The sequence below is a fragment of the Sphingomonas naasensis genome, assembly GCF_004792695.1.
In the GTDB taxonomy this organism is placed as follows: Bacteria; Pseudomonadota; Alphaproteobacteria; order Sphingomonadales; family Sphingomonadaceae; genus Sphingomonas; species Sphingomonas naasensis.
In genome coordinates, this window is the sequence record NZ_SRXU01000002.1 from 1 (window position 1) to 12571 (window position 12571).

The window sequence follows — 12571 nt, forward strand, 5'->3', positions numbered from 1 at the left end:
GGCCGCGACGAGTTCGGCCTCGCCCCCGGCCGGGCGGCTCGCCGCCGCCCCCGTCTCGAGCCGCACCACCGCGACCGCGGGCGGCGCGGCCGGCGTCGCCGCGGGCGTCGGCACGCCATGGTCGAGGAACCAGCGCCATTTGCCGTCCGCGCCGCGCAGCCAGATCGTCAGGAAGCGGCCATGATGCGCCTCCTCCCCGCGCGTCATCCGATAGGGGCCGGTGGTGAAGCCGAGGTCGTTCGAGCGCGCCACGGCGGCGACCGCGGGCTCCCATTCGAGCCGGATGCCCGGCTCGTCGGTCTCGCTGGCGAGCTGCGCCAGCGCCGGGCGCGGATCGGGGCGCAGCAATATCCCCTCGGGGGCGACGTGGGCGCGAAAGCCGGGGCTGAGCCCCAGCCGCGCGACATCGGCGGCAAAGCCGCGCTCGGCGGCGACGAGGCTGGCCAGCGGGTCGTCGGCGGGGCCGGCCTGCCCGGCGGCGGCCGGAAGCGCGAGCCCGATCAACGGTGCGAGCCAGAGAGTCCGGACGATCCGGCGGCGGGCGGAAAAAGCGTGGGTCATCCGCCTATTGGGGGCCGACCCGCCACCGGCCCAATCGCGCTGCGACCGGTGAGGCGGACGCTGCGACCAAGCAACGAAGCGACGAAGCTAGAGCCGCAGCGCGCGGACGACCTGGTCCTGATAATTGGGCCCGACCTGCAGATTGGCGCCGTCGCTCAGCACCAGCCGCAGGCTGCCCTTGCCCGGCCGCTCGATCCCGGTCACCGCGCCGAGCCGGACCATGTGCGAGCGGTGGATGCGCACCATCACCTTGGGGTCGAGCCGGCGCTCGAGCTCGGTCATCTTGGCGCGCAATATGTAGCTCTTGATCGGCGTGTTGAGCAGCACATAGTCGCGCGCCGCCTCGATCCGGTCTATCGTCTCGACCGGCACGCGCACCGATCCCTGCCGGCACGGCACCCAGATGCCGTTGTCGAAGGCCTGGCCGGGCTCCGGCTCGCCTTCCTCGTCCCCGCGCAGCGCGGCGACCACCGCGTCGAGCTCGGCGGCGCGGCCGTCGGCGTCGAGCAGCTCGCGCCGCCGCCGGACGCGCTCGACTGCGATGCGCAGCCGGTCGAAGCTCACCGGCTTGAGCAGATAGTCGACCGCCTCGACCTCGAACGCCTCGATCGCGAAGCGATTGAACGCGGTGATGAACACGATCTCGGGCCGCTCGGGCGTCTGCGCGAGCGACTGCGCCAGCTCGATCCCCGAGAGCCCCGGCATCTGGACGTCGAGGAACACGAGGTCGGGCCGCAGCGCGACGATCTTCTCGCCCGCCTCGATCCCGTCGCTCGCCGTGCCGATCACCTCGATATCGGGGATCGTCGCCAGCGCCACCTGCATCCGCTCGATCGCGAGCGGTTCGTCGTCTACCAGCAATACTCGCATCATTCCGCCGCCTGTTGCATTCGTGCATAGCGCAACGGCAGTGCCAGCTGCACCGCGAAGCCGCGCCCTTTCGCCTGCGCCTCGACGCTCGCCTGCGCGCCGTAGAAGGCGGCGAGACGCTTGCGCACATTGTCCAGCCCCAATCCGGTCCCCGTCGCGGGGGCCAGCCCGACGCCCTGGCGCCCGCTGTCCTCGACGACGAGGCGCAACGTGCCCTGCGCGGCGCTCGCGCGCACCGACAGCAGCACCGGCTTGCGCGACGGCGCGACTGCATATTTGACCGAATTCTCGACCAGCGGCTGGAGCAGGAAGCTCGGCACCCACGCGCCGAGCAGCTCGGCGGGGCATTCGAACTCGGTCTTCAGCCGGTCGCCAAAGCGCACCGCCTCGATCTCGAGATAGGATTGGGTGTTGCCGAGCTCCTCATCGAGCATCACCTCGGCATCGGGGTCGGCCTCGAGCGAGAGCCGCAGGAACTCGGAGAGCTTCATCGTCATCCGCTCCGCCTCCTCGTTGCGGCGCGTGACGATCAGCGACGAGATCGCGTTGAGCGTGTTGAACAGGAAATGCGGATTGAGCTGGAAGCGCAGCGCCGCGAGCTGGGCCTGCTGGGTGGCGTGACGCGCCTCGACCAGCCGCCGCTCGCTCTCGCGCACCGTCATCTCGCTCAGCATCAGCCCCAGCGCGGTGGCGTAGAGCCCATAGATCAGCACGAACGGCATCAGCCCGCGATAGAAGATTTCGATCAGCGGTGTCGGCGGCAGGCGCAGCTCGACATTGATCGCGGCGATCGATTGCGCGTCGATGAAGCCGTGGAGCAGCGCGATGCCGATCGCCGCCACCGCCGCCACCGCGACCATCGCCTGGCGCGGCAGGCGGCGGCAGAGCCCGATCGCCGCTGCCAGCACCGCCGAGAACACCATGCCGAGCACGAAGGTCTCGATGAGCAGCCTCTTGTACGGCCACGGAAACACGGTTCCCGAGACGAGATCGCGCGCGCACCACAGCAGCAGCGCCACCGCCCAGAGCAAGACGGTGAGCAGGGCCGCGATCAGGAATTCGCGGCGCCGGAATTGTTCGGGGACGATGCTGCGCACGCGGTCACCCTAGCATGCGCGCCGATGCGCGCCGACCGTCTTCGTCGCACGCTGGTCGACTTTGGTCGCTGCGACCGTGATGCCGGTCGATTGGTCAGGCCATTTCCGCGCGCGGTTCAGACCGAGCCGATCTTGAGCCGCCGCGCCACGCTGTCGCGCCGCGCGTCGATCTCGCTGCGGGTCCGCTCGAGCGCCTCGAGCTCGGTCGCCTCGAGCAGATCGTCGACCACGCCGCGCAGATGCTTGCGCATCGCGCTGCGCGCCGCATGCGGATCGCGCGCCCTGAGCGCCGCGACGATCGGGCGATGCTCCTCGACGCGCGGGGTGATCCCGCCGCGCTTCGCCCGCGCGAACATGTTCGCGGCGAGCGGCGATCGGGTGCGCAGATCCCACAGATACTCGATCACGCTGCGCACCGCCTCGTTCCCGGTCGCGTCGGCGATGGCGAGGTGGAAGCGCCGGTCGGCGTCCATCACCGAAGGCTCGTTCGAATCGTCGGCGCCCATCTCGATCAGCAATTGGTCGATCTCGGCGAGCTGCTCGTCGCTGATCGATACCGCGGCGAGCGCCACCGCCTCGCCTTCGAACAGGATGCGCGCCTCGGTCAGGTCGAACGCGCCGACGTCGAAATTGAGCGAATCCTCGCGCTGCCCGCTGCCGTGCTCGCGCTTGGTGACGTAGAGCCCCGAGCCGTGCCGCGCCTCGATCCAGCCCTTCATCTCGAGCGCGATCATCGCCTCGCGGATCGTCGGCCGGCTGACCTTATATTCCTCGGCGAGGTCGCGCTCGCCCGGCAGGCGGGTCCCCGGAGACCAGCGCCCCGCCTCGATTGCCGCGGTGATCGACGCCGCCACGCGTTGATAGAGCTTGTTGCCCGTGATCTTCATAGCCGCCTCATTACAACACCGCAGGTTGACAGGATACCCGCCAAAAGCAGATATTGGCCTTACCACTTTGATAGGAATCCGCGCTCTTGTCTCGTATCATTTCCGCCCGCGTGATCGTCACCTGCCCCGGCCGCAACTTCGTCACGCTCAAGATCGAGACCGATGCGGGCGTCTACGGGATCGGCGACGCGACGCTGAACGGCCGCGAGCTGGCGGTGGCGAGCTATCTCGAGGATCATGTCATTCCCTGCCTGATCGGCCGCGATGCGCACGGCATCGAGGACATCTGGCAATATCTCTACAAGGGCGCCTATTGGCGCCGCGGGCCGGTGACGATGTCGGCGATCGCCGCGGTCGACATGGCCTTGTGGGACATCAAGGGCAAGATCGCCGGGCTGCCGGTCTATCAGCTGCTCGGCGGCGCGGCGCGCGAAGGCTGCATGGTCTATGGCCATGCCAATGGTAGCGATATCGCCGAGACGATCGAGCGCGCGCACGAATATCTCGAGCAAGGCTACAAGGCGGTGCGCCTCCAGTCGGGCGTGCCCGGCCTCGCCGCCACCTATGGCGTGTCGGGCGAGCGCTTCTATTACGAGCCCGCCAAGGGCTCGCTCCCCGACGAGACCCTGTGGTCGACTTCCAAATATATGCGCCACGTCCCCGAGCTGTTCGAAAAGGGCCGCGACGCGCTCGGCTGGGACATCCATCTGCTCCACGACGTCCATCACCGCCTCACCCCGATCGAGGCGGGGCGGCTCGGCAAGGATCTCGAGCCCTATCGGCTGTTCTGGCTCGAGGATGCGACGCCCGCGGAGAACCAGGCCGCCTTCCGCCTGATCCGCCAGCACACTACCACTCCGCTCGCGGTCGGCGAGATCTTCAATTCGATCTGGGACGCCAAGCAGCTGATCGAGGAGCAATTGATCGACTATATCCGCGCGACCGTGGTTCATGCCGGCGGGATCACCCATCTGCGCCGGATCGCGGGGCTCGCCGATCTTTATCAGGTCCGCACCGGCTGCCACGGCGCGACCGACCTGTCGCCGGTGAGCATGGCCGCGGCGCTCAACTTCGGGCTGTCGGTGCCCAATTTCGGCATCCAGGAATATATGCGCCACACCGCCGAGACCGACGCAGTCTTCCCGCACGCCTATTCGCTGTCGAACGGGCTGATGCATCCCGGCGACAAGCCCGGCCTCGGCGTCGACATCGACGAGGCGCTGGCGGCCAAATACGAATATAAGCGCGCCTATCTGCCGGTGAACCGGCTCGAAGACGGGACGATGTGGAACTGGTGAACTAGCCTTCACCTCAACCGTCACCCCGGCCTTGTGCCGGGGTCCACAGCGCCGATAGGGAAAGACAGGTGGGTCGAGCCATTCGCCCCGGCGGCACGGTGGATCCCGGAACAAGTCCGGGATGACGACGCGCGTTGACGAACGCTCGGCCTGCACCGTCCCGCGCGAAGACGGCTCCGCCGCGGTTTTCAACAGTAAATTTCCCATAAACCACGTATTTACGTGCTTCGGTATAACCCTGAGTTGCATGAAGGCCGCAGCCGACGCGGATCGGCCTTCACAGGGTTTGGGGGCATAATGCCGTTTGATACCGCACAGATCGCCCGTCTTGGTGGCACCTGGGGAGCGATGGGATCGCTCGTCGCCTCCGACGGCAGTGCGAACCATCCCTGGCTCGCGCGCCTTGCCGACAGTCTCGAGCCGCTGCGCGATCTCGCCGACGCGGCGCACTTCATCTGCGTGCTCCATGGCCGCCATCCCGGCGTGATCGACTATGCGCTCGATCATGCCCGCGTCTCGCTCGAGCGCGACTGGCTCGAAGCCGCCGCCAATGCCTTTTCGACCGAGCGCGCGCATCTCGTGCGCATCGTCGCTGCTGCCGGGCCGCTGCCCAGCACCCCCGGCCACGCCGAATCGGAAGCCGCCGCGCAGGCCCAGCGCCATGCGCTCGACATGCTCGCCCAGTCCGATCGCGCCGGCTGCGCCGCGGGCGCCGCGCTCGCGCTGGCGATCGATTGGGCAACGATCCGCGAAGTGCTCGACGCCGTCGCCATCCGGCTCGGCCTCGCCGTCCCCGCCTCGACCCTCCCGCTCGCCGAGGAGACGGTCAGCGTCGTCGACGCGCTCGCCCGCGAGCCCGCGATGGAGCGTGCGATGCTGTTCGGCGCGCAGCAGGTCTTCGCCCAGCATCGCGGCCTCTGGGATCTGCTCGAAGCCCGCGCCGGCGCCCGCGAACGGGTGTAAAGCCAAGCATTTACTGCTGTGCGTCATCCCCGCGAAAGCGGGGATGACGGAAGTGAGCGCAAGGACCTCCGCCCTCGCGCGAGGGGCCTTGCCTCTCCCCTCCTCCTCCTTCTATCCCCGCGCCATGCGCTTCGAAGGCACCCAAAGCTATGTCGCGACGGAGGACCTCAAGGTCGCCGTCAACGCGGCCGTCACGCTCCGCCGCCCGCTGCTCGTCAAGGGCGAGCCCGGCACCGGCAAGACCGTCCTCGCCTGTGAGATCGCCAAGGCTGTCGGCGCCCCGCTGATCGAGTGGAACGTCAAGTCGACCACCAAGGCGCAGCAAGGCCTGTACGAATATGACGCGGTGGCGCGGCTGCGCGACGGCCAGCTCGGCGACGAACGCGTCCACGACATCGCCAACTATATCCGCAAGGGCAAATTGTGGGAGGCGTTCACTGCCCCGCAGGTCCCGGTGCTGCTGATCGACGAGATCGACAAGGCCGATATCGAGTTCCCCAACGATCTCCTCCAGGAGCTCGATCGTATGGAATTCCATGTTTACGAGACGAAGGAGACGATCCGCGCCGCCGAGCGGCCGATCGTGGTGATCACCTCGAACAACGAGAAGGAGCTGCCCGACGCGTTCCTGCGCCGCTGCTTCTTCCACTATATCAAATTCCCCGATCGCGAGACGATGCAGGCGATCGTCGACGTCCATTTCCCGGGGATCCAGAAGATCCTCGTCTCGAAGGCGATGGACATCTTCTACGACATTCGCGAGGTCCCCGGGCTCAAGAAGAAGCCGTCGACCAGCGAGCTGCTCGACTGGCTCAAGCTGCTCCTCCACGAGGAGATGCCGCTCGACGTGCTCCAGTCGAAGGACCCGAGCAAGGCGATCCCGCCGCTCCACGGTGCGCTGCTCAAGAACGAGCAGGACGTGATGTTGTTCGAACGCCTTGCCTTCATGAGCCGGAGGCAGGGCAAATGAGCCGCTACACCGGACGCTGCGCCTGCGGCGCGGTCACCGCGACGATCATCGGCGAGGCGGCGACGGTGCGCCAATGCTGGTGCCGCCAGTGCCAGCAGGTCGCCGCGGGTTCGCCGACCACCAATGCGATCTTCGCCACCGACGCGGTCGCGTTGCAGGGCGCGCTCGCCAACACGACCTACATTGCGGCGAGCGGCAACACCCTCACCCAGAGCTTCTGCGGCAAATGCGGCACCCAAGTGATGGCGCAATCCTCGGCGCGCCCGCAGTTCCGCACGATCCGCCTCGGCTTTCTCGACGCGCCGCACGACCTCGCTCCCGAAGTCGCGATCTGGACCGAGGACGCGCCCGCCTGGGCGGTGATCGACCCCGCGCTCGAACGCTTCCCGCGGCAGCCGCCGCCGCCGGTTACCAAGGCCTGAGCTTGCACAAGCCGGCGTTCCGCGGCGCCACCCGCTTCGCCCGCGTCCGCGCGCAGCTCGAGGCGTTCTCGCCGCGGCCGGGCTGGCGCGCCTGGACCTATGAGTTCCTGCTGTTCGGCTTCAAACAGGGCTGGGCCTGCCTGTTCGGCGCGCTGCTCCTCGTGCTGCTGCTCGGCACCCATTATCTCTATCCGGCCGACGCGGCGCTCGCGCGCTACGACTTCCTCGTCCTCGGTGCGGTGGCGATCCAGATCGGCATGCTCGCCTTCCGGCTCGAGAATATCGAAGAGGCCAAGGTCATCTTCGCCTTCCACGTCGTCGGCACGGTGATGGAGCTGTTCAAGACCGCGCACGGCTCGTGGCTCTATCCCGAGCCGAGCCTGCTCCGCATCGGCGCGGTGCCGCTGTTCTCGGGCTTCATGTACGCCGCGGTGGGCAGCTATATCGCCCGCGTCTGGCGGATCTTCGCCTTCCGCTTCCCGGGCTATCCGCCGCGCTGGACGACCTGGGCGCTGGCTGCGGCGATCTATGTCAATTTCTTCGCGCACCATTGGCTGCCCGATATCCGGCTCGGGCTGTTCGCCGCGACCGGTCTGCTGTTCTGGCGCACGCGGGTCTGCTTCACCGTGTGGCGCGCGGAGCGCCGGATGCCGCTGCTGCTCGGCTGGTTCCTCGTCGCGCTGTTCATCTGGTTCGCCGAGAATATCGGCACCTTCTCCAAGGCGTGGATGTATCCGGGGCAGGAGGATGGCTGGGAGATGGTGTCCCCCGCCAAGCTCGGCGCCTGGTATCTGCTGATGATCATCTCGTTCGTGCTCGTCGAAGCCGTGCACGGCCGCCGCAAACAGGGTTAACGTTTTTTTAACCAGTGCCGGATACCAGGGCGTGGGGGGGTATCCTGTATCGGTGCCCGTGTATGCGTTTCCTCGCGTTTTTGACTGCGCTCGTTGCCGCCGCGCTCGCGGCCGTTCCCGCGCAGGCCCAGACCCAGGGTCAGGCCCAGGCGGCCGGGTCGCTTCTCGAATATGTCGGCCAATGCGTTCCGTTCGCCCGCGCGGCGTCGGGGATCCAGATCTATGGCGATGCGTGGACGTGGTGGGATCAGGCCGATGGCCGCTACCAGCGCGGATCGAAGCCGCGCGTCGGCGCCGTCCTCGCCTTCGCGAAGAGTGATCGGCTGCGGCTCGGCCATGTCGCGGTGGTCAGCCGCATCGTCGACAAGCGCGTGCTGATGATCACCCACGCCAATTGGTCGCGTCAGAACGGTGTGCGCGGCCATGCCGAGCAGGACGTCACTCTGTTCGACGTCTCGCAACGCGGTGACTGGAGCCTCGTCAAGGTCTGGTACCGCGACACCAACGGGCTCGGCAGCTCGATCTATCCCGCGCACGGCTTCATCTACGGCACGCCCGATCCCGCCGCCGGCAAGGCGGTGCGCCCCGCCCGCCCCGCCGCCGAGCTGACCAGCCGCCAGCCCGATTATGTCGGCTCGCTGATCGATGCCTATGTCCGCTGACTTGTGCGGCGCCCGGCACTGAAGCAATAGTGTCGCCATGCGGGGGGAGCGGGGCGTCGACAGGCGGATATGGTGGCTGCTCGGCGCGATCGTCGCGCTCGGGCTGGCGCTGCGCATCGCCGGGGCGCAGGGCGCGCTGTGGCTCGACGAGGCATGGTCGGCGAAGCAGGCGCACGATGCCGGCACCCCGCTCGGCGTGTTCCTCAACATCAATCACGACAACAACCATCACCTGAATTCGCTGTGGCTGCTCGCCGTCGGGTTCGACGCGCCGCCGATGCTCGCCCGCGCGCTGTCGATCGTCACCGGCACCGCTGCGATCCCCCTGGCCTGGGCGATCGGCGCGCGCCGCGGCGCCGCGCTCGGACTGATCACCGCATTGCTCTTCGCGATCTCGCCGGCGCTGGTGACCTTTGGCTCGGAGGCGCGCGGCTATGCCCCGATGACGCTGGCGCTGCTCGTCGCGATCCTGCTCACCGACCGCTGGCTCGCCGGCGAGGCCGAGCGCAGCCCCGCGCTCGCGCTGGCGATCACCTTCTTCCTCGGCGCCTTCGCCCAGCTCACCATGTTCTTCGCCTTTTGCGCGCTCGCCGGCTGGGTGTTCTTCGCGCTGTGGAAGCGCGACGGCCTGAAGCCGGCGCTGACGGGCAGCTTCCGGCTGTTCCTGCCCTCGGCGGTCGCGCTCGCGCTGGTCGTGGTGATCATCCTCGGCGCCGCCTATCTGCGCACCGGGTTCAAGTTCGGCCGCTACGATCCCTACAACACGCTCGAATTGCTCCACGGCGTCTCCGAGCTGGTCCAGTACGCGCTCGGCGTGCCGGTGGTCAGCATCTGGTGGTTCGCGCTGATCCCGGCGCTCGTCGTGCTCGCGCCCTCGGCCGGGGTCTCGCGCATCGCCTTTCACCGGCTCGCGATCCTCGCCTTCCCGCTCGGCCTCGCGCTGCTCCGTGCCGGCAATGTCGCGCACCCGCGCTACTATCTGCTCGTCGGCATCGCGCTGCTGATCCTGATCGCCGAGCTGATCTGGCTCGGCTGGCGTGCCGGCGGGTGGAAGCGCTGGCTCGCCGCCGCCGCGCTCGCCGGCATCACCCTCGCCGGCCTCGCCTGCGATGTCGATCTCGCGGTCAACCGCCGCGGCGATCCCGGCGCCGCGATCCGCGCGATGCAGGCGCGCGCGCCGCAGGGCACCCATCTGCTGCTCGATCGCGAGACCGGCATCGCCACCTTCGAGGCCGCCGCCGCCTCCGCCCATTATCCGCTCACCGTCCAGCTCGCGGATTGCGCCGCCGCGCGCTTCTTCCTCGCCGATCGCTTCCGCGGCGAGGAGCCCCCCGCGCGCATCGCTTTGTGCGGCGCGGCCTATGCCCCGATCGCCGCCGCCCGCGCGCGCGGCATGTCGGGCACCCACTGGACGCTGTACGAGCGCCAGCCCTAGAAGGGCGCCATGTTCTTCTCCTTCCTCGACGAGCTGCGCGCCGCGGGCATCCCGGCGAGCCTCAAGGAGCATCTCATCCTGCTCGAGGCGCTCGACCGCGACGTGATCGCGCGCACCCCCGAGGCTTTCTATTATCTCGCCCGCGCGACCTTCGTGAAGGACGAGGGCCTGCTCGATCGCTTCGACCAGGTCTTCGCCAAGGTGTTCAGAGGCATCGCGACGACCTACGGCGTCGCCCCCGCCGAGATTCCCGAAGATTGGCTCAAGGCGATCGCCGAGAAATTCCTCACCCCCGAAGAGATGGCCGCGATCGAATCATTGGGCTCGTGGGACGAGATCATGGAGACGCTCAAACAGCGCCTCGCCGAGCAGCACGAGCGCCATCAGGGCGGGAGCAAGTGGATCGGCACCGGCGGCACCTCGCCCTTCGGCAATTCGGGCTATAATCCCGAAGGCGTCCGCATCGGCGGCGAGAGCAAGCACGGCCGCGCGCTCAAGGTGTGGGACCAGCGCGCCTTCAAGAATCTCGACAACACGAAAGAGCTCGGCACCCGCAACATCAAGGTCGCGCTCCGCCGCCTGCGCCGCTTCGCCCGCGAAGGCGCCGCCGACGAGCTCGATATCGACGCGACGATCGACGGTACCGCGCGCCAGGGCTGGCTCGACGTCCGCATGCGCCCCGAGCGCCACAACGCCGTCAAACTGCTCCTCTTCCTCGACGTCGGCGGCTCGATGGATCCCTTCGTCAAGCTCTGCGAGGAGCTGTTCTCGGCGGCGACCGCCGAGTTCAAGAACATGGAGTTCTTCTATTTCCACAACTGCCCGTACGAAGGCGTGTGGAAGGACAATCGCCGCCGCTTCACCGAGCGCACCCCGACTTGGGACGTGCTCCACAAATATGGCCATGACTATAAGCTGATCTTCGTCGGCGATGCCTCGATGAGCGCGTACGAGATCAGCCATCCCGGCGGCTCGGTCGAGCATTTCAACGAGGAGCCGGGCGCGGTGTGGATGCAGCGGCTGGTCGATACCTATCCCGCCGCGGTGTGGCTCAATGTCCTGCCCGAGGCGCATTGGAGCTACACCCAGTCGGTCCAGCTGATCCGCGGCCTGATGCAGGATCGCATGTACCCGCTCACCCTGCCCGGCCTCGATGCCGCGATGCGCGAGCTCAGCCGCAAACGATAGGCGTGCGTTGTGCGCGCATTGCTAGCCCGTGCGCCTGCGAAGGCAGGAGCCCCGGGCTATGAAGGACTGTGCGCGCGACTCTGGGCTCCTGCTCTGGCAGGAGCCCGAAACGTCGAACGCTCAATTCACCCCGGCACGTTCCTTCGCGTCGTTCTGGATCTGCCGCGAGATCCGCCCCTTGGCGACGCGGCCCTTCATCATCGGGCTGGTGTGGTACAGCCCGCGCAGATAGGAGCGATCGACCGCGCTCAGCTGCGGCGGCAGGGTGTCGGTCGCGTCGAACAGCGTCAGGATCGTGTCCGCCGGCACGCCCTTGCGCGGCGGCAGCGCCCCCGCCAGCGCGCGCATCGCGACATAGTCCCCGAGCTGGTTGAGCGTCTTGCCGAGCGTCGCTTCGTGATCGAGCACGATCATCGAGCCGCTGATCGCCTGCTGCGTCGGCAGATAGAGGATCGACGCCGACTTCACCGTCATCGTCCCCCCCGTCGGCCGCTGCCCGTCCTCGTTGAGGATTTCGGTGGTATTCCACGCATGTACCGGCCCCTCGCGGAATGCGCGCTTCAGGTCGACATCGTCGACGCCCTCGAAGATCCGCGGCGTCTTGGCGCGCATCTGCTTGATCAGCGCGTCGCCGTCCTTCGCGAAGATCACCACCAGATTGCCGCGGCAATTCGCGTCGGCGAGCGGCGCGCCGACATCGCGCGCCACCGCGCGGATCCGCTTCGCGATGATGCGGGCATAATCGTCGGCGATGCCGATCACCGTGGGGCACACCGGCACCCGGAAGCGCGTCAGCTGGCCGTCGACGCCCGCGCTGATCTCGGCGACATAGCGCTGCGCCACCTTGGGCGGGATCTCGCGCTGGCCGGTGACGGTCACCTCGTCGTCGGGCGCCTGCTGCGCCGCTGCGCTCCCCGCCGCCAGCACCGAAGCCGCCGCCGCCAGCCAGAAACGCACCAACCCGCTACGCATCACCGTCACTCCCCTTGGGTGAGTGACGCATGTAACACACTCGGCGGTTTCCGCAAGCAGAACCGGGCTTTACAGCCGGTCGATCGCCCGATGCAGCCGGCGCAGCACCGCGCCGTCATGCGCCGGGCCGTTCACTGCCTCGCCGGCCAACGCCATCAGCCGGACCGCGCCGAAGCTCGCCGCGAGTCCTTTGAGCCGCAGCGCCGCGGCGGACCAGGCGTCGGGCGTCTCGGCCGATTTGAGCGCGCCCACCGAACGCTTCACGCTCTCGAGAAACGCCTCGCGCAGCTCGGCGATCAGCTGGGGCTCGTCGCCCACCGCCGCCGCCAGCGTCGCATCGATTGCACCCGGATCATATGCCATGCCTCCGCGCTAGCCGAACGGGGTTAACG

14 protein-coding genes are annotated in these 12571 nt (G+C 68.1%); 8 read left to right on the forward strand and 6 right to left on the reverse strand.

The window, feature by feature from the left end; genetic code table 11:
* The 4 genes from E5A74_RS05170 to E5A74_RS05185 all read right to left on the reverse strand — a co-directional run.
* Window positions 1–561, reverse strand: a 561-nt coding sequence (locus tag E5A74_RS05170; protein ID WP_206365779.1) for a Cif family virulence factor, incomplete at its 3' end; no start/stop codon positions are given.
* An 87-nt stretch (window positions 562–648) separates the two neighbouring features.
* A complete protein-coding gene (locus tag E5A74_RS05175; RefSeq protein WP_240699667.1) occupies window positions 649–1434 on the reverse strand; it encodes a LytR/AlgR family response regulator transcription factor in 786 nt (261 codons plus the stop codon).
* Complete coding sequence (locus tag E5A74_RS05180; RefSeq protein ID WP_135983218.1) at window positions 1431–2528, reverse strand: sensor histidine kinase; 1098 nt, start codon at window positions 2526–2528, stop codon at window positions 1431–1433. Before E5A74_RS05180 ends, E5A74_RS05175 begins: the two co-directional genes overlap by 4 nt.
* Before the next feature lie 116 nt (window positions 2529–2644).
* Complete coding sequence (locus tag E5A74_RS05185) at window positions 2645–3415, reverse strand: FadR/GntR family transcriptional regulator (RefSeq protein WP_135983219.1); 771 nt, start codon at window positions 3413–3415, stop codon at window positions 2645–2647.
* Window positions 3416–3501: 86 nt separating this feature from the next.
* On the opposite strand from E5A74_RS05185, the gene manD reads away from it, so the two are divergent.
* From manD to E5A74_RS05225, 8 genes are all read left to right on the forward strand, one after another.
* Window positions 3502–4713 carry a D-mannonate dehydratase ManD gene (gene manD / locus E5A74_RS05190; protein WP_135983220.1) on the forward strand — a complete coding sequence of 404 codons (1212 nt, stop codon included), beginning with the start codon at window positions 3502–3504 and terminating at the stop codon, window positions 4711–4713.
* A gap of 348 nt (window positions 4714–5061) precedes the next feature.
* A complete protein-coding gene (locus E5A74_RS05195) occupies window positions 5062–5676 on the forward strand; it encodes a DUF6975 family protein (RefSeq protein WP_240699668.1) in 615 nt (204 codons plus the stop codon).
* Window positions 5677–5800: 124 nt separating this feature from the next.
* Window positions 5801–6646 carry an AAA family ATPase gene (locus tag E5A74_RS05200; RefSeq protein WP_135983222.1) on the forward strand — a complete coding sequence of 282 codons (846 nt, stop codon included), beginning with the start codon at window positions 5801–5803 and terminating at the stop codon, window positions 6644–6646.
* Complete coding sequence (locus E5A74_RS05205) at window positions 6643–7068, forward strand: GFA family protein (RefSeq protein ID WP_135983223.1); 426 nt, start codon at window positions 6643–6645, stop codon at window positions 7066–7068. The genes E5A74_RS05200 and E5A74_RS05205 overlap by 4 nt, the downstream gene beginning before the upstream one ends.
* 2 nt (window positions 7069–7070) lie before the next feature.
* Window positions 7071–7922, forward strand: a complete 852-nt coding sequence (locus E5A74_RS05210; RefSeq protein WP_135983224.1) for a DUF817 domain-containing protein — start codon at window positions 7071–7073, stop codon at window positions 7920–7922.
* A 62-nt stretch (window positions 7923–7984) separates the two neighbouring features.
* On the forward strand, window positions 7985–8584 hold the full coding sequence (locus E5A74_RS05215; protein WP_135983225.1) for a CHAP domain-containing protein: 600 nt from the start codon (window positions 7985–7987) through the stop codon (window positions 8582–8584).
* Window positions 8585–8621: 37 nt separating this feature from the next.
* The gene (locus E5A74_RS05220) at window positions 8622–10019 is read left to right on the forward strand and encodes a hypothetical protein (RefSeq protein WP_135983226.1); all 1398 of its coding nucleotides are present in this window, start codon (window positions 8622–8624) and stop codon (window positions 10017–10019) included.
* A 9-nt stretch (window positions 10020–10028) separates the two neighbouring features.
* Window positions 10029–11207, forward strand: a complete 1179-nt coding sequence (locus E5A74_RS05225) for a vWA domain-containing protein (RefSeq protein WP_135983227.1) — start codon at window positions 10029–10031, stop codon at window positions 11205–11207.
* 120 nt (window positions 11208–11327) lie between these two features.
* On the opposite strand, the gene E5A74_RS05230 is transcribed toward E5A74_RS05225, so the two are convergent.
* The gene (locus tag E5A74_RS05230) at window positions 11328–12179 is read right to left on the reverse strand and encodes a hypothetical protein (RefSeq protein ID WP_135983228.1); all 852 of its coding nucleotides are present in this window, start codon (window positions 12177–12179) and stop codon (window positions 11328–11330) included.
* 69 nt (window positions 12180–12248) lie between these two features.
* On the reverse strand, window positions 12249–12542 hold the full coding sequence (locus E5A74_RS05235; protein WP_135983229.1) for an Hpt domain-containing protein: 294 nt from the start codon (window positions 12540–12542) through the stop codon (window positions 12249–12251).
* Between the last annotated feature and the right edge of the window lie 29 nt (window positions 12543–12571).

Bases quoted from the DNA above. Each gene is read 5' to 3' on its own strand.
- E5A74_RS05220 (WP_135983226.1), top strand. From the start codon at position 8,622: ATGCGGGGGGAGCGGGGCGTCGACAGGCGGATATGGTGGCTGCTCGGC.
- E5A74_RS05175 (WP_240699667.1), bottom strand. From the start codon at position 1,434: ATGATGCGAGTATTGCTGGTAGACGACGAACCGCTCGCGATCGAGCGG.
- E5A74_RS05205 (WP_135983223.1), top strand. From the start codon at position 6,643: ATGAGCCGCTACACCGGACGCTGCGCCTGCGGCGCGGTCACCGCGACG.
- E5A74_RS05215 (WP_135983225.1), top strand. From the start codon at position 7,985: ATGCGTTTCCTCGCGTTTTTGACTGCGCTCGTTGCCGCCGCGCTCGCG.
- E5A74_RS05195 (WP_240699668.1), top strand. From the start codon at position 5,062: ATGGGATCGCTCGTCGCCTCCGACGGCAGTGCGAACCATCCCTGGCTC.
- E5A74_RS05230 (WP_135983228.1), bottom strand. From the start codon at position 12,179: ATGCGTAGCGGGTTGGTGCGTTTCTGGCTGGCGGCGGCGGCTTCGGTG.
- E5A74_RS05185 (WP_135983219.1), bottom strand. From the start codon at position 3,415: ATGAAGATCACGGGCAACAAGCTCTATCAACGCGTGGCGGCGTCGATC.
- E5A74_RS05235 (WP_135983229.1), bottom strand. From the start codon at position 12,542: ATGGCATATGATCCGGGTGCAATCGATGCGACGCTGGCGGCGGCGGTG.
- E5A74_RS05200 (WP_135983222.1), top strand. From the start codon at position 5,801: ATGCGCTTCGAAGGCACCCAAAGCTATGTCGCGACGGAGGACCTCAAG.
- E5A74_RS05225 (WP_135983227.1), top strand. From the start codon at position 10,029: ATGTTCTTCTCCTTCCTCGACGAGCTGCGCGCCGCGGGCATCCCGGCG.